Origin of the sequence: Roseburia sp. AF25-13LB, from assembly GCF_003478915.1 — a bacterium.
Lineage (GTDB): Bacteria > Bacillota > Clostridia > Lachnospirales > Lachnospiraceae > Roseburia_C > Roseburia_C amylophila.
In genome coordinates this window covers 441,960-467,966 of record NZ_QUFO01000001.1, presented here as the reverse complement: position 1 = coordinate 467,966, position 26,007 = coordinate 441,960, and the positions used below count along the sequence as shown (strand labels likewise).

Sequence of the window (26,007 nt, the reverse complement as noted above, 5' to 3'; positions counted from 1 at the left end):
AGTGCTTGCAATTTAGAGGGCGTCGTGTTATAGTATCACTTGTCCGGTTCATTGGTCAAGCGGTTAAGACGCCGCCCTCTCACGGCGGAAACAGGGGTTCGATTCCCCTATGAACTGCTCACTATTAATAATTTAATAGCCCAACCCATAGAAGATGCTGAAAGCCAGATAATGGTTTTACAGCATTTTTTATTTACGCGAGTAGCGAGAAAAATCGCATGCTTGCATGCAGATTTGGCAAGCACTGCGATAACTCGAGAAACTCGCAAAGTGTGTTTATACTATTTTGCGTAAAAATTCGAATTGCAATAATTAACTAAAATTTACGAAAATATCTCTTCCAAATCAGCATATATTATGTTATAATTTACTATGTTTCCGGTAATAAACAAGGAAAAAATAAGCAAATCTAACAAATGTATGATGGAGGGTGACATGAAGAGAAGAGGAAAAGCATTGGGGATGGCATTGCTGCTTATCATGATGACTGTTTTTTCAGTAGTCTCAGATGCGGCAATGGTAAAGGCTGACGAACTTTTGATTAAGCTGCATTACCACAGAGCAGACGACAATTACGATGGATGGGATGTCTGGATGTGGGGAGAAGGTGCGGATGGTGCAGCTTATGAACTGGCAGAGGAAGATGGTGACCATGTGGCAACCATGGAAGTAACACCGGGTACAACCTCTGTTGGATTTATTGTGCGTACAGCAGACTGGACCAAGGATGTTGATGAAGACCAGTTTATTGATATTTCCGAGATGGTATCCGGCACTGTGGATATTTATGTGGAGTCCGGTGTGAAAGGATATACCAAAGAATATGGTGATGATGCTGTAACCGGAACTAAATTATCCGGAGCCAAATATGATGGGGAAAGCGCGGTAACCGTTCAGATGACCGGAGCAATTGAAGGGGATCTGATGCAGGCATTTTCCATTAAGAGTGCCGATGGTGTGGCGGTTACTATCAAAGAAGTAACACAAGATGATGATTTCGTATATCAGGTAGTTGTGGAAGAACCATTAGATGCTTATAAGAGCTATCAGATTACATACGAAGGAACTGAATATAAAGTAGTGATGCCGAGCGTATATTCCACCAAAGAATTTGAAGAAGAATATACTTATGACGGAGATGACCTTGGTGCAACCTGGACAAAAGACAGCACAGCGTTCCGTCTCTGGGCACCAACCGCACAGGCTGTTTCTGTAAATCTCTATGAATCAGGAACAGAAGGAACCGATGATTTAATCGAATCCATTCCAATGACTGCAGATATAAACGGAACCTGGGTGGCATCAAAGGATGGAGATTTAAATGGTACCTATTATACTTATACCGTTACCATTAATGGTGAGGAAAAAGAAGCCAATGACCCATATGCAAGAACCACAGGTGTCAACGGAAAACGTGCCATGATAATTGATTTGGAATCCACCAATCCGGAAGGGTGGGACAGTGACAGTAACCCACATGCCGGAGAGGGTATTAATGATGCTGTTATTTATGAAATGCATATCCGTGACGTCTCTTCAGATTCCAGTTCCGGAATTGAAAACGTTGGAAAATATTTAGGACTGACAGAGACCGGAACCACAACTGAAAATGGTGTTCCGACCGGACTTGACCATATCAAGGATTTGGGAATCACACATTTACATTTACTTCCGTTTTATGATTATGGTTCCGTAGATGAAACAAAGCTGGATACACCACAGTTTAACTGGGGATATGATCCGGTCAACTACAACGTACCGGAAGGCTCTTATTCCACGGATCCATATCATGGAGAAGTCCGGGTGAAAGAAGCTAAAGAAATGGTAAAGACGTTACATGATAATGATATCAGTGTCGTTATGGACGTGGTTTACAATCATGTATACAATGCAGGAGAATTCTGTTTTAACGTAATTGTGCCGGAGTATTTCTCAAGAGTAAATGATAATGGGACTTATTCTAATGGTTCCGGCTGTGGAAATGACACAGCATCCGAGCGTTCCATGGTGAAGAAATATATTGTGGACTCTGTGAAATACTGGGCAGATGAATATCATATTGATGGCTTCCGTTTTGACCTGGTAGGACTTTTGGATACGGAAACCATGAACGAGGTAATCGAGGAAGTGCACAAAGACCACCCGGATGTTATCTTCTACGGAGAAGGATGGTCGATGCAGACAAGCCTTACCAAAGAAGGATATTCCATGACAACACAGACCAATTCCACGGAAGTACCGGAAATGGCTTTTTTCAGTGATACTTTAAGAGATTTGTTAAAAGGAAATACATTTTCAACTACAGAAAAAGGTTTTGTATCCGGAGCAAATGGCAAAGAGAAGACCTTACAAAAATGCTTTATGGGATTATCACCGGAATGGTGTACTACACCTTCCCAGTCCATTAACTACGCATCCTGTCACGATAATCTTTCCCTGATGGATCGTATTATCCGTTCTACTCCGGAAGCTTCCGTGGAGGAGCGAATCCGCATGAACAATCTTGCAGCAGCCATTTATATGACGGCAGAGGGTGTTCCGTTTATGCAGGCAGGAGAAGAATTCTTAAGAAGCAAAGTGAAAGCAGATGGTGGTCTTGATGAAAACAGCTATGCCTCACCAGATTCAGTAAACAGCTTAAAATGGAGCAATCTGGAAGATGAACAGTATCAGAATGTTTACCAGTATTATAAAGGACTGATTGCATTCCGTAAGGCACATCCGGTGCTTCGCCTTGACAATGCAGAGGATGTAAAAGCACATGTGACTCCGGTAGAAGATTTAGATGATAATGTAGTAGCGTTTGCAATTACTGGTGATGTTGACGGAGAGACAGCAGATGGAATGTATGTGATCTTCAATGCCAATAATGAGAAAAAAGAAGTAACTCTTCCGGAAGGAAACTGGAATGTATGCATTAATGATACCTTAGCAGGAACAGATACGATTGAAACAATTTCTGGAACAGCAGAAGTAGCTCCGGTTTCTGCATTGATTTTAGTAAAAGGTGATGGAAACGGCAGCACAGCAGTAGTATCTGCAGAAACATTACCAGCATGGATGGCATATGTATTTGCAATTCTGGTTGCCGTAGTGATTGGAGCATGTTCTGTCTGGTCACAGAAAAAGGCAGGAAAAGCCGGCAGAAAGTAGATAATTTGGAAATAAAATCTTGCAATTTAAGAAAATAGTGCTATAATAATACAGTACATGATGATTTAGGCTTTGAGAGTGGGCGTTGCGTCCACTCTCAATTCATGTTTAGAACAAAATTTAAGCAGATGGAAAGGTGGTTACATGTCCAGAAAAGAAATTTATGAACAGAAGACAGAAAGCTTCATTCAGCCAATCGTTGATAAGTATCATTTTGAACTGGTAGATGTGGAATATGTCAAGGAAGGTTCCGACTGGTACTTACGGGCTTACATTGATAAGGAAGGCGGAATTACCGTCAATGACTGTGAAATGGTAGCACGGGAAATGAATGAGATTCTGGATCGGGAAGATTATGTGGAAGACTCTTATATTTTTGAAGTGAGTTCGCCGGGACTTGGCAGACCGTTGAAGAAAGAAAAGGACTATGTCCGTTCTATGGGAAAAGAAGTGGAGATACGTCTGTATCGTGCCATAGATCATGAAAAGGAATTTTGTGGAGTCTTAAGTGCATATGATGAGAATACCGTAACAATTGAAGACGAATCTTATGGACAGAAGGTATTTGATAAGAAGGATATTGCATTAATCCGTCTTGCCATCGATTTTTAATCATTAACATAGCATACAACTTAGAAAATAAGTATATAGGAGGATAAAGAAATGAATAACGAGTTGTTGGAAGCATTGACAATACTGGAGCAGGAAAAAAATATCAGCAAAGAGACTTTACTTGAGGCAATTGAGAATTCTCTGCTGACTGCATGCAAAAACCATTTTGGAAAGGCAGATAATATTAAAGTAAATATTGACCCGGAAACATGCGAGTTCCATGTGCTTGCTGAGAAGACCGTAGTGGAAAAAGTAGAAGATGATGTAACAGAAATCAGCCTTGCAAATGCACGCATGATTGATTCTAAGTACAATCTTGGTGATGTGGTAAATGTAGAAGTTAAATCCAAAGAATTTGGACGTATTGCAACACAGAATGCAAAGAACGTAATTTTACAGAAGATTCGTGAGGAAGAAAGAAAAGCAATTTACAGCGAATATTATAGCATGGAAAAAGACGTTGTAACCGGAATTGTACAGAGATATGTTGGAAAAAATATTTCCATTAATCTTGGTAAAGCAGATGCCATTCTTACTGAAAATGAGCAGGTAAAGGGTGAAGTATTCAAACCGACCGAACGTATCAAGGTATATATCCTGGAAGTAAAATCTACACCAAAGGGACCTAAGATTATGGTTTCAAGAACTCATCCGGAATTAGTAAAACGTCTGTTTGAAGCAGAAGTTACTGAAGTAAAAGATGGTATTGTAGAGATTAAGAGTATTGCCCGTGAAGCAGGAAGCAGAACAAAGATTGCTGTTTACTCCAATGACCCTGATGTAGATCCGGTAGGAGCATGTGTAGGTATGAACGGAGCCAGGGTAAATGCTATCGTAAGTGAATTACGCGGTGAGAAAATTGATATCATTAACTGGAATGAGAATCCTGCTATGTTAATCGAGAACGCATTAAGCCCAGCAAAAGTTATTTCCGTAATCGCAGATGGCGAAGAGAAGAGCGCAAAGGTTGTTGTTCCGGATTATCAGTTATCCCTTGCTATCGGTAAAGAAGGACAGAATGCAAGACTTGCTGCAAGACTGACCGGATTCAAGATTGATATCAAGAGTGAGACACAGGCAAGAGAGTCCGGTGAATTCATGGATTATGAAAATGATTACGAGGACTATGATGAGGAGTATGAAGAGGGTTATGAGGAAGGTTATGAAGAAGAAAACGCAGGAGATGGTGAGTTCATAGATGGCAACGAATAAGAAGATTCCTATGCGGAAATGTGTAGGATGCCAGGAAATGAAAAGCAAGAAAGAACTGATTCGGATTATTCATACGCCGGAAGATGAACTTGTAGTGGACTCCACTGGAAGGAAGAATGGAAGAGGCGCATATATCTGTCCGAATATGGATTGCTTTTTGGCAGCAAAAAAGACAAAGGGCTTGGAAAGATCTTTGAAAATGGCGATTCCGGAAGAAATATATGAGGAGTTGCAAAAGGAGATGCAGAATATTGAAACAAGATAAGGTGTTATCCATGCTTGGACTTTCTGCCAAGGCAGGAAATGTTGCAAGCGGAGAATTTTCAACAGAGAAAGCGGTAAAAGAAGGAAAGGCTCATCTGGTCATTGTCGCAGGAGATGCTTCAGATAATACGAAGAAACATTTCCGTGATATGTGCAGCTTTTATGAAGTGCCATTTTATGCTTATGCTGATAAGGAGAGTCTCGGACATCATATTGGAAAAGAATTTCGGGCATCATTGGCAGTTACCAACGAAGGTCTTGCCAAAGCCGTCATAAAGCAATTGAAACTGTTAACAACTGAATAACGGAGGTAGTTATATATGTCAAAACTCAGAGTATATGAACTCGCAAAAGAATTAAATATAAAGCCGCAGGATGTTTTGGATTCCTTAAAAGGAACCCAGTATGAAGTAAAGACATCCAGCAATAGTATAGATGAAGATGCACAGAAACTGGTACGTTCTAAAGTAAAAGGAGCAGCAAAACCGGCAGCAAAGCCAGCAGCAGAGACAAAGCCGGCAGGCGAAGCAAAAGCTGCAGGCGAGGCAAAATCAACAGAGGCACCGGCTCGACCGAAGAAAAAAGCAAGTATTTCTGCTGTATTTAACCCACAGAACAGCAAGACCAATCCGGGAAGCAGACGTCAGGCTTATCACACCAATGCCAAGACCGGAGAAGCAAGAAGGCCGGCACCGGCTGCAAGACCAGCTCAGCCTGCAAAAACGGCAGCACCAAAGCCTGCAGAAGTAAAAACTGCAGAAGTTAAGCCGGCAGAGGTAAAAGCAACAGAAGTTAAGGCTGCAGAAGTAAAACCAGCAGAAACGAAAACTGCAGAAGTAAAGACTACGGAAACAAAAACTGTTCAGGAGAAACCGGTAGTGAAAACAGAAGAGAAGAAGACGGAGACAAGAAACTTTAACAATAACCGTCAGCAGGGAGACAGACCATACAACAATAACCGTCCACAGGGAGACAGACCGTATAATAACAACCGCCCGCAGGGAGACAGACCGTATAATAACCGTCAGCAGGGAGACAGACCGTACAACAATAACCGCCCGCAGGGGGACAGACCATATAATAACCGTCAGCAGGGAGACAGACCGTATAATAACAACCGCCCGCAGGGAGACAGACCGTACAATAACAACCGTCAGCAGGGAGACAGACCGTACAACAATAACCGCCCACAGGGAGACAGACCATACAATAATAACCGTCCACAAGGCGACAGAAATGGAAGAGGCGGAAGAAATGGTGGAAGATTCGATCAGGAATTAAACCGTTTCAATAAAGAAGCAATCCAGGCAGGACCGGACGATTTAAGAAAAGAAAGCCGTGAGAACCGTGACCGTGACAATACCCGTAAGAAACAGGTGCAGGAGCACGATAAGTTAGGAAGCAAGAAACAGGAAAGATATGTAAATCTTGAGAAAAACGGCGGTAAGAAGAAACGTCCTGCACAGCCGAAACCAAAGGAAGAAGATACCATCCGCAGCGTATCCCTGCCGGAGCGTATGACGATTAAGGAACTGGCAGATAAGATGAAGGTTCAGGCTTCTGAAATCATCAAGAAGCTCTTTATGAAGGGACAGATGGTTACCGTAAACCAGGAAATCGACTATGACAGTGCAGAAGAAATTGCACTGGAATTTAACTGTATTGCAGAGCCGGAAGAAAAGGTAGACGTAATTGCAGAGCTCTTAAAAGAGGATGAAGAAAGAGAAGAAGATTTAGTTCCAAGACCACCTGTTGTCTGTGTAATGGGTCACGTTGACCATGGTAAAACATCCCTTCTGGATGCAATCCGTAATACACATGTAACAGACCGTGAGGCTGGTGGTATCACACAGCATATCGGAGCATATGTGGTAAGTATCAACGGACAGAAGATTACCTTCTTAGATACACCGGGACATGAAGCATTTACCGCAATGCGTCTGCGTGGAGCAAAATCTACCGATATCGCAATTCTTGTAGTTGCAGCAGATGATGGTGTCATGCCGCAGACTGTAGAAGCAATTAACCATGCTAAAGCAGCCGGAATTGAAATCGTAGTAGCAATCAATAAGATTGATAAGCCAAATGCCAATATCGACCGAGTAAAACAGGAGTTATCCGAATACGAACTGATTCCGGAAGACTGGGGTGGAAGCACCATTTTTGTACCGGTATCTGCTCATACCCACGAAGGTATTGACCAGTTATTGGAAATGTTATTATTAACAGCAGAAGTCAGCGAGTTAAAGGCAAATCCAAAACGTAAAGCCCGTGGTGTTATCATTGAGGCACAGCTGGATAAAGGAAGAGGAGCTGTAGCAACTGTTTTAGTACAGAAGGGAACCCTTACAGTTGGTGAGCCGATTGCCTGTGGTAGTGCATATGGTAAAGTGCGTGCCATGATTGACGATAAGGGAAGAAGAGTAAAAGAAGCTGGACCATCCATGCCGGTAGAGATTTTAGGACTTTCCAGTGTACCGGATGCAGGAGAAACATTCGTAGCATGTGACAGTGAAAAAGATGCAAGAAACTTTGCGGAGACATATATTTCCGAAGGAAAGGCAAAACTGTTAGAGGAGACCCGTTCCAGAATGTCTTTAGATGACCTGTTCTCACAGATTCAGTCCGGAGATGTAAAAGAGCTGGATATCATCGTTAAAGCAGACGTCCAGGGTTCTGTAGAAGCCGTAAAACAGAGTCTTGTAAAACTTTCCAACGACGAAGTTGTGGTTAAGATTATCCATGGTGGTGTTGGTGCAATCAACGAATCTGATGTTACTTTAGCATCTGCATCTAACGCAATTATCATTGGATTTAACGTAAGACCGGACCCTACAGCAAAGGTTACTGCTGAAAATGAAGGTGTAGATATCCGTCTTTATAAAGTTATCTATAACGCAATTGAAGACGTAGAAGCTGCTATGAAGGGAATGTTAGATCCTGTATACGAAGAAAAAGTAATCGGCCATGCAGAAGTTCGTCAGATTTTCAAAGCATCCGGTGTTGGTAACATTGCAGGTTCTTATGTATTGGATGGTAACTTTGAGCGTGGATGTAAAGTCCGTATTACCCGTGAGGGAACACAGATATTTGAAGGAAATCTTGCTTCCCTGAAACGTTTCAAGGACGATGTGAAGGAAGTAAAAGCCGGATATGAGTGTGGTCTTGTATTCGAAGGATTTAATGATATTGCAGAACTGGATCAGGTAGAGGCATATAAGATGGTAGAGGTTGCCAGATAATCTGATAGAAGGACAGGAAAATTATGCAAAAAAATAGTATGAAAAATATGCGGATAAATGGAGAAGTTCAAAGAGAACTCTCCAACATTATCCGGAGTGAAGTAAAAGACCCGCGTATTGCGCCGATGACCAGCGTGGTTGCCGTAGAAGTGGCACCGGATTTAAAAACCTGTAAGGCGTATATCAGTGTATTCGGAGACGAAGAAGCTCAGAATAATACAATCAAAGGTCTTAATAGTGCAGAAGGGTATATTCGTCATGCCCTCGCAAAAAGTATCAATTTAAGAAATACTCCGGAGATTCGGTTTATCCTGGATCAGTCCATTGAGTATGGTGTAAACATGTCAAAGAAAATTGATGAGGTAATTGGACAGGAAGAGTCCTAAGCCTCATCCGAAGAGAAAGAGAGCAGGTGTTGCCAATGAAATTAGAGGAACAGCTTTATGATGTGAAGCGTGTAGCAATAGCCGGTCATGTAAAACCTGACGGAGACTGTGTAGGTTCCACGTTAGCAGTATATAACTATATCAGAAAATATCATCCGGAAATGGAAGTGGAACTCCATCTGGAACCGATTCCAAACATTTTCAAATTCCTTGCAAATGCAGATAAAATTGACAGCTCTTATATAGAAAAAAAGCCATACGATTTATTTATTGCATTGGACTGCGGCGATGAGAAACGACTTGGAAATGCAGTGAAATATTTTCACGCAGCAAAACGCACCTTCTGTGTTGACCATCATATCAGCAATCAGAGCTTTGCAGATGCAAACTACATTTTCCCGGAGGCAAGTTCAACCTGTGAGCTTGTATATGAACTCATAGATGAAGAGAAGATTACAAAGGAAATTGCAGAATGTATTTATGTGGGAATTGTGCATGATACCGGTGTGTTCCAGTATTCCTGTACTTCCGCAAAGACCATGAACATTGCCGGCAGGCTGATGGAAATGGGAATTGATTTCAGCCGTATCGTGGATAAGACTTATTATGAGAAAACTTACGAGCAGAACCGGATTTTGGGTCAGGCATTGGTGGACAGCCAGCTCTTTTTAGATGGAAAATGCATTGCATCTATCGTAACCAAAGAAGAAATGGAAAAATACCAGGTTCTTCCGAAACATTTAGAAGGAATCGTACAGCAGCTTCGTGCTACCAAAGATGTGGAAGCTGCAATCTTTCTTTACGAAAATGAGGATGGAAGCTTTAAAGCAAGCATGCGTTCCAGTGGTAAGGTAGATGTGGCAGTTATTATGATGTCCTATGGTGGAGGCGGTCATATATGGGCAGCCGGAGCAACCATAGAAGGCAATGCCAAAGAGATTCTTGAGGGAATCGTAAAGGACGTTGAAAAACAGCTTTTGAAATAGACAGGATAACGTATGGACGGAATTATTAATGTGAGAAAAGAAAAAGGATTTACGTCCTTTGACGTAGTTGCAAAGCTGCGTGGAATTTTAAAAATGAAAAAGATTGGACATACAGGTACGCTTGATCCGGATGCGGAGGGCGTACTTCCTGTATGTATAGGAAAAGCAACCAGAGTCTGTGACCTTTTAACTGATAAGGACAAGGTATACGAGGCAGTCATGCTTTTGGGAAAAGAAACGGATACCCAGGATATGACAGGAACCATATTAAAGGAATCCGAGGTAAATCTTTCCATAGAAGAAGTAAAGCAGTGTATTGAAAGCTTTGTGGGAGAATATGCACAGATTCCGCCGATGTATTCTGCACTGAAGGTCAATGGAAAGAAATTATGTGACTTAGCAAGAAACGGTGTGGAAGTAGAACGCAAGGCAAGGAAGGTTCAGATATTAGATATTGCAATTTTATCAATCGACTTGCCGCGAGTGACCATGCGGGTGCACTGTTCCAAAGGAACTTATATCCGGACATTGTGCCATGACATCGGAGAAAAATTAGGTTGTGGAGCCTGTATGGAGTACCTGGTACGGACAAGAGTTTCAGATTTTCAAATAGAAGATGCAAAAACACTGCAGGAAATTGAGACAATAATGAAAAGTGGTAAGATAGAAGAGATTTTATATCCCATTGATACCGTATTTAAAAATCTGCCACAGATTCACAGCCGCAAAGATAGTACTGCACTTTTATATAATGGAAATAAGCTGCCGCTGCCTGTGATAGCAGAGGCAGAGACGATAGAGCATACGCTTGCTTCTTTTTATAAAGAAGATGACTGCAAAAAAGTCAGAGTGTATGACAATGCAAATCATTTTGTTGGAATATATGAATACCGTACAGCGGACAGGCTGTTTAAGCCGGTAAAACTTTTCTTTACACAGCAATGAGAAGGAAAAAGACATTTAAGCAGGTATAAAAAATGAAGTATATACATGGAACAACAGAATTTCATATTGAAGAAGAATGCGTGCTTTCCCTTGGCAAATTTGACGGTCTGCACAGAGGACATGAGACTTTATTAGAACATATGATGGAGCAGAAGAATAAAGGCTGTGCAACGGTACTATTTACCTTTGCCATTCCGCCGAGACCGGGCAGGATAAATGAAGTCCAGAAGGTGCTTACGACGAATGAAGAGAAGGTTGCAATCTGTGAAGAGCAGGGCATTGATTATCTGATTGAATATCCTTTTACCAAAGAAGTCATGACCATGGAACCGGAAGCATTTATTGAAATGCTGGCTTCTTCCATGAAAATCCGTGGCATTGTGGTTGGAACAGATTTTCATTTCGGACATAACCGCCGCGGAGATTACCATCTGCTGGAAATATATGCGAAGAAGCTGCATTATGAACTTAAGGTAATAGATAAGGTTCAGTATGAGAATCGGGATATCAGCAGTACCTTTATCCGGGAAGAAGTAGAAAAGGGCAATATGGAAAAAGTAAAATACCTTCTTGGCTATGATTATTTTGTGGAAGGTGTTGTAATACATGGCAGAGAAATGGGCGCAAAGGTACTTGGAATCCCGACCATAAATATCATACCGCCGGAAAACAAACTGCTTCCGCCGTTTGGTGTCTATGTTTGTGATGTTGTAGTAGGGGATAAGACGTATCATGGAATCGCAGATGTTGGATGTAAGCCGACTATCGAAGGGGTTAATCCGGTGGCAGTGGAAACCAATATTTTTGATTTTAATGAGAATCTCTATGGAAAGAAAGTGCGTGTCTGCTTCCGGAGCAGAGAGCGCAGCGAGATGAAGTTTGAATCCTTAGAGGCTTTAAAGCAACAGCTCGAACAGGATATTGCCTATGGCAGATTTTATGTACAGCAGCATTAAATATATGAATTTCGTAAAATTTCGAACAATTGTTACATAATTGTTACATATTTATGTTGACATTATGAAATCACGTTGCTATAATCTTAAAATATGGAGAAGCATATTGATTCGAACAGATGCGGAAATGCAGGGTGCATTTTGCATCGTTACAATGTCAGGAGGCATATTTTTATGAAGAGCAATAGAAAGTGGAAGACAACAGCATTTATTCTTACCTGTGGACTTACAGTGGCGCTTGAGGGTGGCGCAGCTGCACAGACATCAGCAGGTTCCGGCTTAAATGCAGGAATATTTGCTACAATGGATTCCTATTATAATACAGATATTGTTGTTTCAGCAACCAATACTGTTACAACGATGGAAGGACAGTCTGAGGATGCTGCAGCAACTGATACAACGGTACCTGCAGATACAGCAGCAACCGATACAGCGGTACCTGTAGATACAACAATCTGTGGATATACCAATCTTGGTATTGCACAGGTTGACAGCAGTTTAAATGTAAGGGAACAGCCGGATACCAATTCTGATATCGTAGGAAAGATGCAGAGTGATGCCGGATGTGAAATTTTAGAGGACGATGGCGAGTGGCTTAAAATTGAATCTGGTCAGGTAACCGGATATGTAAAAGCAGAATATATCATTACCGGAGAGGCAGCTGTAGCAAAAGCCCAGGAAGTAATGAAGACCATTGCAACCGTTACAACACAGACTTTAAATGTACGTGCTGAGATGAATACCGATTGTACCAAACTGGCATTGATGCCGGAAGGAGAAGAATTAGAGGTTTTAAATCAGTATGATGGCTGGGTGGAAGTAGACTTAGATGGTGATGTAGGATATGCAAGCACCGACTATGTAGAGATTTCACAGCAGCTGCCAAAGGCACAGACCATGACAGAATTAAAATATGGTCAGGGTGTTTCAGATACAAGAGTATCACTGGTGGCTTATGCAACACAGTTTGTCGGTAATCCATATGTATGGGGCGGAACCAGCCTTACCAGAGGAGCGGACTGTTCCGGATTCGTATTATCCGTATATGCAAATTATGGCGTATATCTGCCACACTCATCCAGAGCACAGGCAGGATGCGGAACCAGAATCAGTGCATCCGAAGCACAGCCGGGAGATTTGTTCTTCTATGGTAGCGGTAAGGGCATCAACCATGTGGCAATCTATATCGGAAATGGTCAGATTGTTCATGCAAGTTCACCTTCTACCGGAATCAAGATTTCCAATGCATATTATCGTTCACCAGTATGTGTTGTCCGTGTATTAGGAAACTAGATAAGGAAACTAACAGAATTTTGTTTACAAATAATAAGTAGTATGTTATATTTGTTAGGTATGATTTAGCCGATATTCGGTAGATGGACACTCCGACCTTTTGCTGATTATCAGGCGATAAGAAAATATAAGGAGGAAACGTAAATGTTATCAAAAGAAAGAAAAGAAGAAATCATCGCAGAATATGGTAAAACTGCTACAGACACAGGTTCACCAGAGGTACAGGTTGCACTTTTAACAGCCAGAATCAATGAGCTGAATGAGCACTTAAAAGTAAATCAGAAGGATCATCATTCCAGAAGAGGACTTTTAAAGATGGTTGGTCAGAGACGTCGTTTACTGGCTTACTTAAAGAAAGTTGATATTGAAAGATATCGTTCTTTAATCGAACGTTTAGGTTTAAGAAAGTAATTTCTTGTAAAAGGAAACCGTATAGAATAGAGCGGAGTTGTCCGCTCTATTTTTCGGTTGCTAGGCTTCCACAGGTTGCCGGATATCCGTAAGGAACTGCAAGTACAGAGTCTTATGGATGACAATGTAAGAACGGCAGAAGGACGATTCCGAGACCACTGATTAGTGCAATTACAGATTGTGTTAATCAGTAGTTTCGGTCGATACACCTCCGGATGGCTGCAAACAGCACCATTTCGGAACTTCTGCCATAATAAGCAGGAATATCCTGTATACAAAAAAGGAGAAATGATATGTACCAGAGTTATTCAATGGAACTTGCCGGAAGAACTCTTACGGTTGATATTAACCGTGTGGGTAAACAGGCAAATGGATGTGCATTCATGCACTACGGTGATACCACTGTATTATCTACTGCAACAGCATCTGAAAAGCCAAGAGACGGAATCGACTTTTTCCCTCTTAGCGTAGAGTTCGAAGAGAAATCTTATGCAGTAGGAAAAATCCCAGGTGGATTTAATAAGAGAGAAGGAAAAGCATCTGAGAATGCAATTCTTACTTCCCGTGTAATTGACAGACCTATGCGTCCGTTATTCCCAAAGGATTATCGTAATGATGTAACATTAAACAACCTCGTTATGAGCGTTGACCCGGAATGCCGTCCGGAAATCGTAGCAATGCTTGGTTCTGCGATTGCAACCTGCATTTCGGACATCCCATTTGACGGACCATGTGCTATGACACAGGTCGGAATGAAAGATGGTGAATTTGTAATCAACCCATCCCAGGAAGTTTGGGACAATGGTGATTTACAGTTGACGGTTGCTTCTACCAGAGAGAAAGTAATCATGATTGAAGCCGGAGCAAATGAGATTCCGGAAGATAAAATGATTGAAGCAATTTACATGGCACACGACATCAACCAGACCATTAATGATTTCATTATGAAACTGGTAAACGAAGTTGGTAAACCAAAACATGAATATACAAGCTGTGCAGTTCCAGAGGAAATGTTTGCAGCTATGCGTGAGATTGTTACACCGGATGAGATGGAAGTAGCAGTATTCTCTGACGACAAACAGACCAGAGAAGAAAATATCCGTAAAGTAACAGAGAAAATGGAAGAGGCATTTGCAGATAACGAAGAGTGGCTTCCATTAGTTGGTGAGGCTGTATATCAGTATCAGAAGAAGACCGTTCGTAAGATGATTTTAAAAGACCACAAACGTCCGGATGGAAGAGCAATCAACCAGATTCGTCCGCTGGCATCTGAGGTTGATATTATTCCTAGAGTACATGGTTCTGCTATGTTTACCCGTGGACAGACTCAGATTTGTGATGTTGTAACATTAGCTCCATTATCTGAAGTTCAGAAAATCGATGGATTAGATGAGAATATTACCACCAAGAGATATATGCACCATTACAATTTCCCATCCTACTCTGTTGGAGAAACAAAACCTTCTAGAGGACCGGGACGTCGTGAAATCGGACATGGAGCACTGGCTGAGAAAGCATTGGTTCCGGTTCTTCCTTCTGAAGAAGAATTCCCATATGCAATCCGTGCCGTATCCGAGACCTTTGAATCTAATGGTTCTACCTCTATGGCATCTACCTGTGCATCCTGTATGGCACTTATGGCTGCAGGTGTTCCGATTAAGAAAATGGTTGCAGGTATTTCCTGTGGTCTGGTAACTGGTGAGACAGATGATGATTACATCGTATTAACCGATATTCAGGGACTTGAGGACTTCTTTGGAGATATGGACTTCAAGGTAACCGGTACACATGACGGTATTACTGCAATCCAGATGGATATTAAGATTCACGGATTAACAAGACCTATCGTAGAAGAAGCAATCAGAAGAACCAGGGAAGCAAGACTTTATATCATGGACGAAGTTATGTCCAAAGCAATTGCTGAGCCAAGAAAAGAAGTTGGACAGTATGCTCCAAAGATTCTTCAGGTTCAGATTGACCCGGCTAAGATTGGTGATGTAGTAGGTCAGAAGGGTAAGACAATCAACGAGATTATCGACCGCACTGGTGTTAAGATTGACATCAATGATGAAGGTGCAGTAAGCATCTGTGGTACCGATAAAGCAATGCTTGAGAAAGCTGCTGACATGATCCGTATCATTACAACTGATTTTGAAGAAGGTCAGATTTTCACTGGTAAAGTAGTAAGCATCAAAGAATTTGGTGCATTCATCGAATTTGCACCGGGTAAAGAGGGAATGGTTCACATTTCCAAGATTGCGAAAGAGAGAATCGAACATGTAGAAGATGTTCTGACTCTTGGTGATACAGTAACCTGTATCTGCATGGGCAAAGACAGAATGGGAAGAATCAGCTTCTCCATCAAGGATGTTCCTGCTCAGAACTAATTGCAGATTCGTGGCATGTGATTTTTCAATACTCACATAAATAAAATAAGGCGTATGCTTTTGCGGATGAAAATCCACAAGGGTATACGCCTTTTTACGTAAGTAAGCGAAGAAAAAGTCTGGCAGAAAAAAAGAGCCGAGTTTGCTGAGTAAACTTCTTTTTCGGGTATCCGGAAAGCTCTGCAGGTGGTCAAAAATGCTGCACTGCATATATTATAAGAAAACATAAAATGGTGCAGTATGGAACGGGTCAGACAGATTACAAGGGTGAATGAAGCTCATAAACTAGGATATATTGGAAATAATGTCACGGTAGCCGTGATGGATACAGGAATTGGAACTCATATTGATTTTGGACAAAGGATCAGAGGATTTCGTGATTATGTAGGTGATAAGAAGATACTTTATGATGATAACGGTCATGGAACCCATGTTTCCGGAATTATTGCAGGTTCCGGTTTTGCTTCTCATGGACGTTACCGGGGGATGGCACCGGGAGCAGCGATATATGCGATAAAAGTATTAGACCGTATGGGAAAGGGAAATACCAGACTGGTGGTATCTGCATTAAAATGGCTGATTGCAAATTATGGGAAAATGAATATAAGAATCTTAAATATTTCCGTAGGAATGCTTGCTTCGGCCAGAAGGGAAGAACAGGAGGAATTGTTAGCAGCAATTGAAGCAGTCTGGGATGCAGGAATTGTAGTGGTTGCCGCTGCCGGAAATAACGGACCAAAGGATAAGAGTATTACGATACCGGGGCTATGCCGGAAGATTATAACGGTAGGCAGCAGTGATGATGAGGAAGGAGAAGTAAAAAATCTGGGTCTGATGCGTGGGTATAGTGGGAGAGGTCCGACGGAAGCCTGCATTATGAAACCGGAAGTAGTGGCTCCTGGAACAGCGATTGTCAGCTGTAAGCGGATGGGAAATGGTTATGAGATGAAAAGTGGAACCTCTATGGCAACACCGGTGGTGGCGGGGGCGGTCGCGGTGCTTTTAAGCCGTTATCCAAATCTAAAACCGGCAGAAGTAAAACTGCGGCTTTATGAGACGAGTGTAGATACCGGAAAATCCAAGCATGCACAGGGCTGGGGGAGACTGGATGTCATGCAGCTGATTCGATAAAATAAAAGAACATGGGAGAGATAAAAAGCAGAGAGAAAGAGACAGAGGGAAAGGAATACGCCGGACATTTGATTTCTGGGAGAAAATGCGGTAAAATGAAAAATACGCATAAAACAAGGGGTAGAAAAGAAAGAGGAGGGAATAAGGTGAAGAAAATAGTTAAAGTTTTAATCAGCAGACTTTTTATCACAGTTTTACTTATTTTACTTCAGTTTGGATATTTATTTTATCTGCTGCTGGAAGTTGGTAAAATGTCTACTTACATCAACCTGATTCTCAATATACTTGCATTTATCGTAGCTTTATTCGTTGTAAATCGAAGAATGAATCCGGCATACCGGCTGGCATGGGTATTTATTATTCTGATGTTTCCATTGCTCGGATTATTGCTGTACGTGGTATTTGGAAGACCGGAACTCACCAGAAAGGCAAGAGAGAAAATGAACCGTGTAAATGAGGAAGTAGAACCGCTTCTTACAGAAGATAGAGCGTGCAGAGAACGGCTGGCAGAAGAAGATCCGGTTGCCGCTGGACAGTCTTCATATATCAGTGACTGGGCGCATTTTCCAGTTTATGAACATACAGCAACAAATTATTATCCGTCCGGAGAAGAAATGTTTCCAGTTATGTTAGAAGAAATCCGGAAAGCGAAAAAGTTTGTTTTTCTGGAATATTTTATTTTAGATGATGGAAAGATGTTCCGGGAGCTGATTCAGCTTTTGAAGGAAAAAGTGGAAGAGGGCGTAGAAGTACGTCTGATTTATGATGATGTTGGCTGCATTACGACACTGCCGAATAATTTCTATAAGGAATTGCAGAAAATCAGAATTAAATGTGCGGCGTTTAATCCGTTGCGGGCGAGACTTGCTGTCATTATGAATAACCGTGACCACAGAAAAATCCTCGTTATTGATGGAAATGTTGCATTTACTGGTGGAATCAATATTGCAGATGAATATATCAATGAAATTGAGCGGTTTGGATACTGGAAGGATACCGGAATCCGTATGAAAGGTGCAGCAGTATGGAGCTTTACCTGTATGTTTCTTGAAATGTGGAATTATATAATAAATTCCACGGAGGATTATGAGAAGTTCCGGCCGGATGCAGACTATGTGGCAAAGATTCCATCCGTTGGATATGTGCAGCCGTATAGTGATACACCGTTAGATCACGAAAATACCGGCGAGAATGTATACATGAACATTATTAATTCAGCACAGAAGTATGTCTACATTTTCACCCCGTATCTGATTATTGACCATGAAATGCTGGTAAGCCTTCAGAATGCGGCAAAACGTGGTGTGGATGTGCGGATTGTAACACCTGGAATTCCGGATAAGAAATTTGTTTATCTTCTGACACAGGCAGATTATGGTGTTCTTATTGAAAGTGGTGTAAAGATTTATCAGTATACACCGGGATTTATTCATGCAAAGAGTTTTGTCTGTGATGATAAAATTGCTACCGTAGGCAGTATCAATCTGGATTACCGCAGTATGTATCTGCATTTTGAATGCGGAGTCTGGTGCTATAAGACCGAGGCAGTGCTGCAGTTAAAAGAAGATGCACTTGCGGTAATCGGACAGTCACAGCAGATTGATCTGGAATTCTGCAAACACAGATTTGTAGGAGTACGGATGATACAGACCTGTCTGCGTCTGCTGGCCCCGCTTTTGTAGAAAAGGTTTTACAGGGAGAAGAAATAAGTAAGCGTCTTACGAAAATAATCCTGATAGGTAGCTTTTGGAATTGTAGTATCATATAAGACACGGATGGAGCCGATTTCTTTTTCATTTAATGTATAGTAAAGTGTGCCGGCTTCTTTTCCCTGTGTTACCGGAGCTTTTATTTCTTCTGGAAGAGAAAGCTTTTTTTCAATAAGATTTAAGTCATTTCCTGCAGTATCAAGATATGAAAAGGTTCCTTCATAGGAAAGACTGACCTTTTTATCAGTGCCACCCCGTACTGATAATTCCGGCAGAGCGGGCGGTGTGGTATCCTGATAGAGCCGGCATACGGAAAAACCATAGTCTAAAAGGGCGGACGCATCAGCAAAACGCACTTTATAATCCGGTGCAGCCATAATGACTGCGATGAGTTTAATGTTATCTTTTTCAGCAGTGGCTGAGACACAGTACTTGGCAAGACCGGTGGAACCGGTTTTTAATCCAGTGGCATAGGCGTATTGTTTGATGAGCTTATTGGTGTTGGTTAAACCAAATTCGGAAGACCCTTTTTTCGTGACATGGGTAATATTTTCCATCCAGATGGTGGAATAATTATGTATCTGCGGATATTTTGTGATTAATTCCCGGGACATTAGAGCAACATCATAGGCACTGGTCATATGATTGTCAACGTCAAGACCGCAGCAGTTAACAAAGTTGGTATCCTTCATACCAAGTCCGGCAGCCCGCTCATTCATCTGGGCAACGAAGGCATCTTCCGAACCGGCAATGAATTCTGCCATGGCAACGCAGGCGTCATTGGCACTGGCAACACTGATACACTTTATCAAGGTATCAACGGTCTGGGTTTCACCCGGCTCTAAGAAGACCTGGGAACCGCCCATACTTGCAGCATGTTCCGAAACTGTGACAACATCATCTAAGGAAATTTTTTGTGTGTCCAGAGCATCGAAAATCAGAATCAGCGTCATGATTTTCGTAATGCTGGCAGGATGCAGGATGGAATGAGCATCTTTTTCATAGATGATGGTTCCGGTAGATGCTTCCATTAAAAGAGCACTGGGAGCGGACAATGCGACCGGAGCAGATGCATCGGAAGCAGCATCCGGATTGGAAGCATCTGGCATGGAAGCATCAGGGGATGGATTGCCGGATTCTGTAGAACTTTCGTTTTCTGCAAGAACAGAAAATTGTGATGCCATTGGTAAAAAGGCCGGGCTGAGAAGAGACAGGCTTATGAAAATGGAAAGAATGGTATGCATAAGAATACCTCCGGTATGTTCTATTACATTTTAATAGAGAAGAGAAAGAAATATGCAGATAAAGCATGGTTTATTTTGTTGATGCAAAGAGGTGAAAGATGTTATTAAAAATCATTATTGTAATAGCATGTGTGATTTTGGTTTACATAATCTGGCAGTGGCAGGAATTAAAAAAATTTGCAAGAACGGATTATGAGATAAAAAGTGGTAAAGTGCAAAGAGAATATAAGGCAGCAGTACTGGCAGATTTGCATGGTTTTCAGTATGGAAAAGACAACATCCGGCTTTTAGATGCAATTAGAAGTGGACAGCCGGATCTGATTCTGATTCCAGGAGATATGGTGGTCAGCAGGAAAAGTGACACCTATGAGACAGCGTTAAAGATATTGGAAGAGCTGTGCAGGATTGCACCGGTTTATTATTCTTACGGAAATCATGAATCCCGTGCCCACATAAGAAAAAGTGAGTATCAGGAGAAATTTTTCGCTTTTGAAAATAAGGTAAAAGAGCTTGGCATCCATGTACTGCATAATGAAACAGAAGCTTTTGGAGAACTGGCGGTTACCGGGCTTGAAATTCCATTGTCCTGTTATAAAAAAGGAGTGGATGTGCCACTTCCACAGGATTATCTTGAGAAAACGCTTCCGAAGCAGACGGAAGATACATTTCAGGTGCTGTTAGCACACAATCCAAGATATGCGAAGGAATATGCAGACTGGGGAGCGGATTTGACTTTTTGCGGACATAATCATGGAGGACTGATACGGATTCCGGGCGTTGGAAGCCTGATTTCTCCGCAGTTTCAGTGGTTCCCGAAATATGATGCAGGAGCCTTTGATTTTGAGGGAAAGAAAGTAATCGTAAGCCGGGGGCTTGGAACCCATACCTTTCATATCAGAATCTTTAACCGGGCGGAACTTGTGTTTATGGTTATAAAACCACAAGATATTGCTTGATTTGTGGTATAAAGTTGTGAAAAACACTAAATCTTGTGAAAACACTTGCGTTTTTTCTTAGATACCGTTAAAATAGATGTGCTAGGAAAGAATGGAGAGGTTTTGAAATGGAATTAACAGTAAAGCTGCAGGTGTTCGAAGGACCGTTAGATTTGCTCCTTCATCTGCTGGATAAGAATAAAGTAAATATCTATGATATCCCAATTGTGGAGATTACCAATCAGTATATGGAATATATCCGGGAAATGAAGCGGCAGGATTTAAATGTTATGAGTGAGTTCTTAGTTATGGCAGCCACACTGATTGATATTAAATCAAAGATGCTTCTTCCGGCAAAAGAGACAGAAGAAGAGGAAGCAGAAGACCCGAGAGCAGAACTGGTAGAACAGCTTTTGGAATATAAGATGTATAAATGCATTTCCTATGAATTAAAAGACCGTCAGATGGATGCGGAAAAGGTGATGTTTAAGGAGCCGACGATTCCGGACGAGGTAGCTGCCTATGAAGAGCCGGTGGATTTAGAGGAACTGATGGCAGATGTCACATTGAAGAAATTGAATGATATTTTCAAATCCATCATGCGTAAGCAGGAAGATAAGATTGACCCGGTTCGTTCCAAATTTGGCAAGATTGAGAAAGAAGAAGTATCACTGTCCGATAAAATGGTATATTTAGAGCAGTATGCAATGACACATCCACATTTCAGCTTCCGCAGTCTTTTAGAAGCACAGTGTGGCAAGATGGAGATTATCGTGACCTTCCTTGCAGTGCTTGAGCTGATGAAGATGGGCAAGATAACCATTTATCAGGATAAAATATTTGATGATATCAGAATAGAGTCCAAGGTTGCAGCCTAGGCTCTTATTATATGAGGGTAGTAATGGAAGAAAAGAATTATGAAGCAATTATAGAAGCAATTTTATTTACCATGGGGGAATCGGTAGAATTGGATAAAATTGCCAATGCAATTGAATTAGACAAACAGGAAACTAAAAAGAAAATAGAAGCACTCCGGCAGAAATATGAGCAGGAAGAAAGAGGTATCCAGATTATCGAACTGGACGGCGCTTATCAGATGTGTACGAAGAATGAAATGTATGAATATCTGATTCGGATTGCAAAACAGCCAAAGAAGCGTGTTCTTACAGACGTACTGCTAGAGACCTTATCCATCATTGCTTATAAGCAGCCAATCACCAAGGCGGAGATTGAAAAAATCCGTGGCGTATCCTGCGACCATGCAGTAAGCAAACTGGTGGAATATAATCTGGTCAATGAAGTGGGAAGATTGGATGCTCCGGGCAGACCTATGCTGTTTGGCACAACAGAGGAATTCTTACGGAGCTTTGGTGTGCATTCCATCGATGAACTCCCGGTGCTGAATGAAGACCAGGTGGAAGAATTCAAGCATCAGGCTGAACAGGAAGCGGAAATGAAGCTTGAAGTATAGCAACAGGGAATGTAGTAAGCGGAAGTATAATCATAGAAAGAAATGAATAGAATGCAGAGAAAATGTATTTCGGAGCGGTCATGAAAAAGAGACGGTGGAAGAAAATGACAGCATTATCTCTGCTTTTTATATTTTTTAGTTCCAATCATATTCCGGCAGAACTGCTGCCACAGGATAATCCGGATGAAACGCAGGAAGAAAATGAAATAGAAATCGAAGAACCAAAGAATTTGTACGCGCTGTCTGCATGCTTAATGGATGCGGATTCAGGGCGTATTTTGTTTGGAAAAGAAGAGGATGTGCGCCGGGCAAATGCCAGTACGACAAAGATTATGACATTGATTGTAACCTTAGAGCATGCAGATTTAAATAACGTGGTTACATTTTCTGATTATGCAGCCTCCCAGCCGGATGTGCAGCTGAATGGAGCAAGTGGGGAACAGTTTTTATTAAAAGACCTTTGTTTCTCTCTGATGTTAGAATCCCACAATGATTCGGCAGTGGCAATTGCGGAACATGTGGCAGGAAGTGTGGAGGCATTTGCTGGCTTGATGAATGAGAAGGCGGCGGAGCTTGGCTGCATGGATACCTATTTCATTACGCCAAACGGACTGGATAAGGAAGATGAAAACGGATTCCATGGAACGACAGCAGCCGACCTTGCCCGGATTATGAGCTATTGCATCAATGAGTCTCCCATGAAAGAGACTTTTCTTGAAATTACGCAGACACCGTCCTATTCCTTTTCTAATATAGAAGGAACACGAAACTACAGCTGCAATAATCACAACCGTTTCCTTACGATAATGGACGGAGCAATCAGTGGTAAAACCGGTTTTACGGGCAATGCCGGATACTGTTATGTGGGAGCATTGCGGCGGGATGACCGTACCTATGTGGTGGCACTTTTGGGCTGCGGCTGGCCAAACAATAAGAACTATAAATGGGCAGATACAAAACAGCTGATGCAGTATGGAATCGATTCTTTTGAAAAGGTAAATCTTCTGGAGTTGGAAATCCCCAAGGAAGCAGAATGTCCCCTTGAGATAAGTGGGGCAAAGACAGAAGACTGTAGCAGAATTAAGATGACAGAGGTTCAGAACAGGACAGAGGAAAAACAGATAGAAAATATACTGCTTCGTAAGGATGAATCCATTGAATTTAAATTGGAGAGAAAGCAGAGACTTGAGGCTCCGGTGGAAGCAGGAACTACTGTTGGAACCCTTAAGTATATACTGAACGGGCAGGTGGTGAGAGAGGAAGAACTTGTCTTAAAAGACAGTGTTCCGGCATGGGATTACCGCTACAGCTGCCTCAGAATGGTTGACCTTTTTTCTTTATAAAGTCAGAAAATCAGCCATAAAATGCGATATGTAAAATCTGTGAAAAAATTAACAATTTGCTATTGAAAAGTTTTGGTCAATGTACTACAATTACCCTAGCGAAAAATTTTATTTTTTCTAAAATAGATGGAGGACTAAGAGATGAGCAACAGAAGTAATAACTTAGCAGAACAGAGAATTTGCCGTTTGCTGGATGAAAACAGCTTTATGGAAATCGGTTCTCTGGTAACCGCAAGAAATACGGATTTTAATCTGGCAGATGAAGCTACGCCATCAGATGGTGTCATTACCGGACATGGTCTGATTGATGGTAATCTGGTATTTGTCTACAGTCAGGATTCTTCCGTATTAAATGGAACAATTGGCGAGATGCATGCAAAGAAAATTGCAGCTGTTTATGACAGGGCGATGAAGATGGGTGCACCGGTAATCGGACTTTTGGATTGTGCCGGAGTTCGTCTTCAGGAATCAGTAGATGCTTTGAATGCATTAGGAATGATTTATGAAAAACAGGTTATGGCATCCGGAGTAATTCCACAGATTTGTGCTGTATTTGGCAACTGTGGCGGCGGACTTACCGTAGTACCTGGATTATGTGATTTTGCATATATGGAAGCTGATAAAGCCAAAATGTTTGTAAATGCACCAAACGCAATCGAAGGAAATTACGTTGGAAAATGTGATACTTCTTCTGCAGATTTCCAGAGCACAGAGACCGGCGTCATTGATATGGCAGGTTCTGAAGAAGAAATCTTTGCACAGATTCGTGAACTGGTCTGCATGCTTCCGGCAGATAATACAGAGAATGGTTATATGGAAGACTGTGAAGATGATTTGAACCGTGCATGCGAAAATGTAGATACCATGAAAGGCGATCCTCGTTTCGTATTAAGCGAGATTTCTGATAATCACAATTTCTTAGAGACAAAGAAGGATTATGCAAAGAGCATGGTAACCGGATTCATCCAGTTAAACGGACTGACTGTCGGTGCTGTTGCTAACTGCACAGAAGAATATGATGAAGAAGGAAAGAAAGTCGCAGAGCATGATGCAGCACTTTGTGCAAAAGGCTGTGAAAAAGCTTCTGAATTCATCCAGTTCTGTGATGCATTTGATATTCCTGTATTATCTCTTACCAATGTGGCTGGATTTACAGCAACAAAATGCAGCGAAAGAAGACTTGCAAAAGCTCTGGCTAAACTTACATATGCATTTGCAAATGCTACCGTTCCTAAGGTTAGCCTGCTTACCGGTAATGCTTACGGAAGTGCAGCAGTAATGATGAACTCCAAAGCAATCGGTGCTGACCTTGTATACGCATGGCCGGATGTTAAGACCGGTATGATGGATGCACGTCTTGCAGCAGAGATTATGTATGCAGACGCTGATGCGGACAAGCTTGCTGAGAAAGCAAAAGAATATGAGGCATTACAGTCTAACGTTGTAACTGCAGCTAAGAGAGGATATGTAGACTTGATTATTGAGCCTGCTGATACCAGAAAATATCTTGTAGCAGCTTTTGAAATGCTGTTTACAAAACGTATGGATACTCCATATAAGAAACATGGAACAAAATAGAAAGGTGAATCTTATGAAGAAAAAATTGTGGATGCTTGTATGTGTTTGTCTGCTTGCATTTTCTGTTACGGCCTGTGGTAAGACAGATCAGACTTCAATAACATTCAATGGAGGCACCTATGACCAGTGGAAGGATACAGTACAACAGACAGTACAGCAGATAACTACTGTGTCAGAAGCTGATATTGATAATGCTCTTTCTTCCATTTCAGAGAAGAGCGATGCAGTAAACTACAACTTCTATAGCAGTTGGAAAGAAGCTGTTGCTGACGAAGGAGATTTCCAGGGATTTGGTGACTTTACCATGACAGAGTCAAATAAGACAATGGTAATGGAACAGACATTGAATTATACCAACCGTGATTTGAGTTTTACTGTTGTATTTGATACAACTACAGACACACCGGAACTTACCAGTATGACATTTGACAAGGTATATTCACTTGGCGAGAAAATGGGCAAAGCCGGAATGAATACACTTATGGGCATGGGTACCGTATTTGTAATCTTAATTTTAATCAGTATTATTATTTATGCATTCCGCATTATTCCTTATTTACAGAATAAGAAAAAGAATGCGGCTGATGCAACTGCTGCAAAAGAAGATAAAGTAGTAGAACAGATTGCTCAGAAAGAAGAGCTGGTTCAGGATGATTTGGAACTTGTTGCAGTTATCTCTGCTGCAATTGCGGCAGCAACAGGAAGTTCTACAGATGGATTTGTAGTACGTTCCATTAAGAGAAGATAGT

At 41.6% G+C, this 26,007-nt stretch carries 22 protein-coding genes and 1 tRNA gene; 22 read left to right on the top strand and 1 reads right to left on the bottom strand.

Annotation, left to right across the window (positions count from 1 at the left end):
• Positions 1-45 precede the first annotated feature (45 nt).
• From DWY37_RS02310 to cls, 16 genes are all read left to right on the top strand, one after another.
• Positions 46-117, top strand: a tRNA-Glu gene (locus DWY37_RS02310).
• 318 nt (positions 118-435) lie between these two features.
• Positions 436-3,153 (top strand): type I pullulanase, encoded by a 2,718-nt coding sequence (gene pulA / locus DWY37_RS02305; protein WP_118544380.1) that lies wholly within the window; start codon positions 436-438, stop codon positions 3,151-3,153.
• A 144-nt stretch (positions 3,154-3,297) separates the two neighbouring features.
• A complete protein-coding gene (gene rimP, locus DWY37_RS02300; RefSeq protein WP_022242582.1) occupies positions 3,298-3,765 on the top strand; it encodes a ribosome maturation factor RimP in 468 nt (155 codons plus the stop codon).
• 51 nt (positions 3,766-3,816) lie between these two features.
• Entirely contained in the window at positions 3,817-4,977 is a 1,161-nt protein-coding gene (gene nusA, locus DWY37_RS02295) for a transcription termination factor NusA (RefSeq protein WP_118540631.1), read from the top strand.
• Positions 4,964-5,242: an RNase P modulator RnpM gene (gene rnpM / locus DWY37_RS02290; protein WP_022242580.1), complete on the top strand. Its 279-nt coding sequence runs from the start codon at positions 4,964-4,966 to the stop codon at positions 5,240-5,242. The genes nusA and rnpM overlap by 14 nt, the downstream gene beginning before the upstream one ends.
• Positions 5,229-5,546: a L7Ae/L30e/S12e/Gadd45 family ribosomal protein gene (locus tag DWY37_RS02285; protein ID WP_022242579.1), complete on the top strand. Its 318-nt coding sequence runs from the start codon at positions 5,229-5,231 to the stop codon at positions 5,544-5,546. The genes rnpM and DWY37_RS02285 overlap by 14 nt, the downstream gene beginning before the upstream one ends.
• A 15-nt stretch (positions 5,547-5,561) precedes the next feature.
• The gene (gene infB / locus DWY37_RS02280) at positions 5,562-8,483 is read left to right on the top strand and encodes a translation initiation factor IF-2 (RefSeq protein ID WP_118056742.1); all 2,922 of its coding nucleotides are present in this window, start codon (positions 5,562-5,564) and stop codon (positions 8,481-8,483) included.
• Between the two features lie 23 nt (positions 8,484-8,506).
• Positions 8,507-8,869, top strand: a complete 363-nt coding sequence (rbfA, locus tag DWY37_RS02275; RefSeq protein ID WP_022242577.1) for a 30S ribosome-binding factor RbfA — start codon at positions 8,507-8,509, stop codon at positions 8,867-8,869.
• A 35-nt stretch (positions 8,870-8,904) separates the two neighbouring features.
• Positions 8,905-9,855 carry a DHH family phosphoesterase gene (locus DWY37_RS02270; RefSeq protein ID WP_118540635.1) on the top strand — a complete coding sequence of 317 codons (951 nt, stop codon included), beginning with the start codon at positions 8,905-8,907 and terminating at the stop codon, positions 9,853-9,855.
• Between the two features lie 12 nt (positions 9,856-9,867).
• A complete protein-coding gene (gene truB / locus DWY37_RS02265; RefSeq protein ID WP_117841002.1) occupies positions 9,868-10,800 on the top strand; it encodes a tRNA pseudouridine(55) synthase TruB in 933 nt (310 codons plus the stop codon).
• Between the two features lie 32 nt (positions 10,801-10,832).
• Entirely contained in the window at positions 10,833-11,756 is a 924-nt protein-coding gene (locus DWY37_RS02260; protein WP_022242574.1) for a bifunctional riboflavin kinase/FAD synthetase, read from the top strand.
• A gap of 174 nt (positions 11,757-11,930) precedes the next feature.
• Complete coding sequence (locus DWY37_RS02255) at positions 11,931-13,049, top strand: C40 family peptidase (RefSeq protein ID WP_118540637.1); 1,119 nt, start codon at positions 11,931-11,933, stop codon at positions 13,047-13,049.
• A 144-nt stretch (positions 13,050-13,193) separates the two neighbouring features.
• Entirely contained in the window at positions 13,194-13,460 is a 267-nt protein-coding gene (gene rpsO / locus DWY37_RS02250) for a 30S ribosomal protein S15 (RefSeq protein WP_118056740.1), read from the top strand.
• A 293-nt stretch (positions 13,461-13,753) separates the two neighbouring features.
• The gene (locus DWY37_RS02245; RefSeq protein WP_117697175.1) at positions 13,754-15,847 is read left to right on the top strand and encodes a polyribonucleotide nucleotidyltransferase; all 2,094 of its coding nucleotides are present in this window, start codon (positions 13,754-13,756) and stop codon (positions 15,845-15,847) included.
• A gap of 240 nt (positions 15,848-16,087) precedes the next feature.
• Positions 16,088-16,978, top strand: a complete 891-nt coding sequence (locus DWY37_RS02240) for a S8 family peptidase (protein ID WP_118540639.1) — start codon at positions 16,088-16,090, stop codon at positions 16,976-16,978.
• Positions 16,979-17,124: 146 nt separating this feature from the next.
• Positions 17,125-18,660 carry a cardiolipin synthase gene (gene cls / locus DWY37_RS02235; protein WP_118172623.1) on the top strand — a complete coding sequence of 512 codons (1,536 nt, stop codon included), beginning with the start codon at positions 17,125-17,127 and terminating at the stop codon, positions 18,658-18,660.
• An 8-nt stretch (positions 18,661-18,668) separates the two neighbouring features.
• On the opposite strand, the gene DWY37_RS02230 is transcribed toward cls, so the two are convergent.
• Positions 18,669-19,931 (bottom strand): D-alanyl-D-alanine carboxypeptidase family protein, encoded by a 1,263-nt coding sequence (locus DWY37_RS02230; RefSeq protein WP_117697181.1) that lies wholly within the window; start codon positions 19,929-19,931, stop codon positions 18,669-18,671.
• Positions 19,932-20,029: 98 nt separating this feature from the next.
• Here DWY37_RS02230 and DWY37_RS02225 point away from each other — a divergent pair, with 98 nt between their 5' ends.
• The 6 genes from DWY37_RS02225 to DWY37_RS02200 all read left to right on the top strand — a co-directional run bounded on the left by DWY37_RS02225 (position 20,030) and on the right by DWY37_RS02200 (position 26,006).
• A complete protein-coding gene (locus tag DWY37_RS02225) occupies positions 20,030-20,887 on the top strand; it encodes a metallophosphoesterase (RefSeq protein ID WP_117697182.1) in 858 nt (285 codons plus the stop codon).
• Positions 20,888-20,994: 107 nt separating this feature from the next.
• Positions 20,995-21,744, top strand: a complete 750-nt coding sequence (locus DWY37_RS02220; RefSeq protein ID WP_022243723.1) for a segregation and condensation protein A — start codon at positions 20,995-20,997, stop codon at positions 21,742-21,744.
• A gap of 23 nt (positions 21,745-21,767) precedes the next feature.
• Positions 21,768-22,337, top strand: a complete 570-nt coding sequence (scpB, locus tag DWY37_RS02215) for an SMC-Scp complex subunit ScpB (protein WP_022243724.1) — start codon at positions 21,768-21,770, stop codon at positions 22,335-22,337.
• Positions 22,338-22,417: 80 nt separating this feature from the next.
• The gene (locus tag DWY37_RS02210) at positions 22,418-23,680 is read left to right on the top strand and encodes a D-alanyl-D-alanine carboxypeptidase family protein (protein ID WP_147403571.1); all 1,263 of its coding nucleotides are present in this window, start codon (positions 22,418-22,420) and stop codon (positions 23,678-23,680) included.
• A gap of 141 nt (positions 23,681-23,821) precedes the next feature.
• The gene (locus tag DWY37_RS02205) at positions 23,822-25,258 is read left to right on the top strand and encodes an acyl-CoA carboxylase subunit beta (protein WP_117697184.1); all 1,437 of its coding nucleotides are present in this window, start codon (positions 23,822-23,824) and stop codon (positions 25,256-25,258) included.
• A 13-nt stretch (positions 25,259-25,271) separates the two neighbouring features.
• Positions 25,272-26,006, top strand: a complete 735-nt coding sequence (locus DWY37_RS02200) for an OadG family protein (RefSeq protein WP_117697185.1) — start codon at positions 25,272-25,274, stop codon at positions 26,004-26,006.
• The last annotated feature ends 1 nt before the right edge of the window (position 26,007 follow it).

Excerpts from the sequence above, each read along its gene's own strand:
- DWY37_RS02270 (WP_118540635.1), top strand. The coding sequence starts at position 8,905 with ATGAAATTAGAGGAACAGCTTTATGATGTGAAGCGTGTAGCAATAGCC.
- DWY37_RS02210 (WP_147403571.1), top strand. The coding sequence starts at position 22,418 with ATGAAAAAGAGACGGTGGAAGAAAATGACAGCATTATCTCTGCTTTTT.
- DWY37_RS02230 (WP_117697181.1), bottom strand. The coding sequence starts at position 19,931 with ATGCATACCATTCTTTCCATTTTCATAAGCCTGTCTCTTCTCAGCCCG.
- rpsO (WP_118056740.1), top strand. The coding sequence starts at position 13,194 with ATGTTATCAAAAGAAAGAAAAGAAGAAATCATCGCAGAATATGGTAAA.
- DWY37_RS02245 (WP_117697175.1), top strand. The coding sequence starts at position 13,754 with ATGTACCAGAGTTATTCAATGGAACTTGCCGGAAGAACTCTTACGGTT.
- rimP (WP_022242582.1), top strand. The coding sequence starts at position 3,298 with ATGTCCAGAAAAGAAATTTATGAACAGAAGACAGAAAGCTTCATTCAG.
- DWY37_RS02200 (WP_117697185.1), top strand. The coding sequence starts at position 25,272 with ATGAAGAAAAAATTGTGGATGCTTGTATGTGTTTGTCTGCTTGCATTT.
- nusA (WP_118540631.1), top strand. The coding sequence starts at position 3,817 with ATGAATAACGAGTTGTTGGAAGCATTGACAATACTGGAGCAGGAAAAA.
- DWY37_RS02220 (WP_022243723.1), top strand. The coding sequence starts at position 20,995 with ATGGAATTAACAGTAAAGCTGCAGGTGTTCGAAGGACCGTTAGATTTG.
- DWY37_RS02255 (WP_118540637.1), top strand. The coding sequence starts at position 11,931 with ATGAAGAGCAATAGAAAGTGGAAGACAACAGCATTTATTCTTACCTGT.
- rnpM (WP_022242580.1), top strand. The coding sequence starts at position 4,964 with ATGGCAACGAATAAGAAGATTCCTATGCGGAAATGTGTAGGATGCCAG.
- truB (WP_117841002.1), top strand. The coding sequence starts at position 9,868 with ATGGACGGAATTATTAATGTGAGAAAAGAAAAAGGATTTACGTCCTTT.
- DWY37_RS02205 (WP_117697184.1), top strand. The coding sequence starts at position 23,822 with ATGAGCAACAGAAGTAATAACTTAGCAGAACAGAGAATTTGCCGTTTG.
- DWY37_RS02240 (WP_118540639.1), top strand. The coding sequence starts at position 16,088 with ATGGAACGGGTCAGACAGATTACAAGGGTGAATGAAGCTCATAAACTA.
- pulA (WP_118544380.1), top strand. The coding sequence starts at position 436 with ATGAAGAGAAGAGGAAAAGCATTGGGGATGGCATTGCTGCTTATCATG.
- scpB (WP_022243724.1), top strand. The coding sequence starts at position 21,768 with ATGGAAGAAAAGAATTATGAAGCAATTATAGAAGCAATTTTATTTACC.
- DWY37_RS02225 (WP_117697182.1), top strand. The coding sequence starts at position 20,030 with ATGTTATTAAAAATCATTATTGTAATAGCATGTGTGATTTTGGTTTAC.
- rbfA (WP_022242577.1), top strand. The coding sequence starts at position 8,507 with ATGCAAAAAAATAGTATGAAAAATATGCGGATAAATGGAGAAGTTCAA.
- DWY37_RS02260 (WP_022242574.1), top strand. The coding sequence starts at position 10,833 with ATGAAGTATATACATGGAACAACAGAATTTCATATTGAAGAAGAATGC.
- infB (WP_118056742.1), top strand. The coding sequence starts at position 5,562 with ATGTCAAAACTCAGAGTATATGAACTCGCAAAAGAATTAAATATAAAG.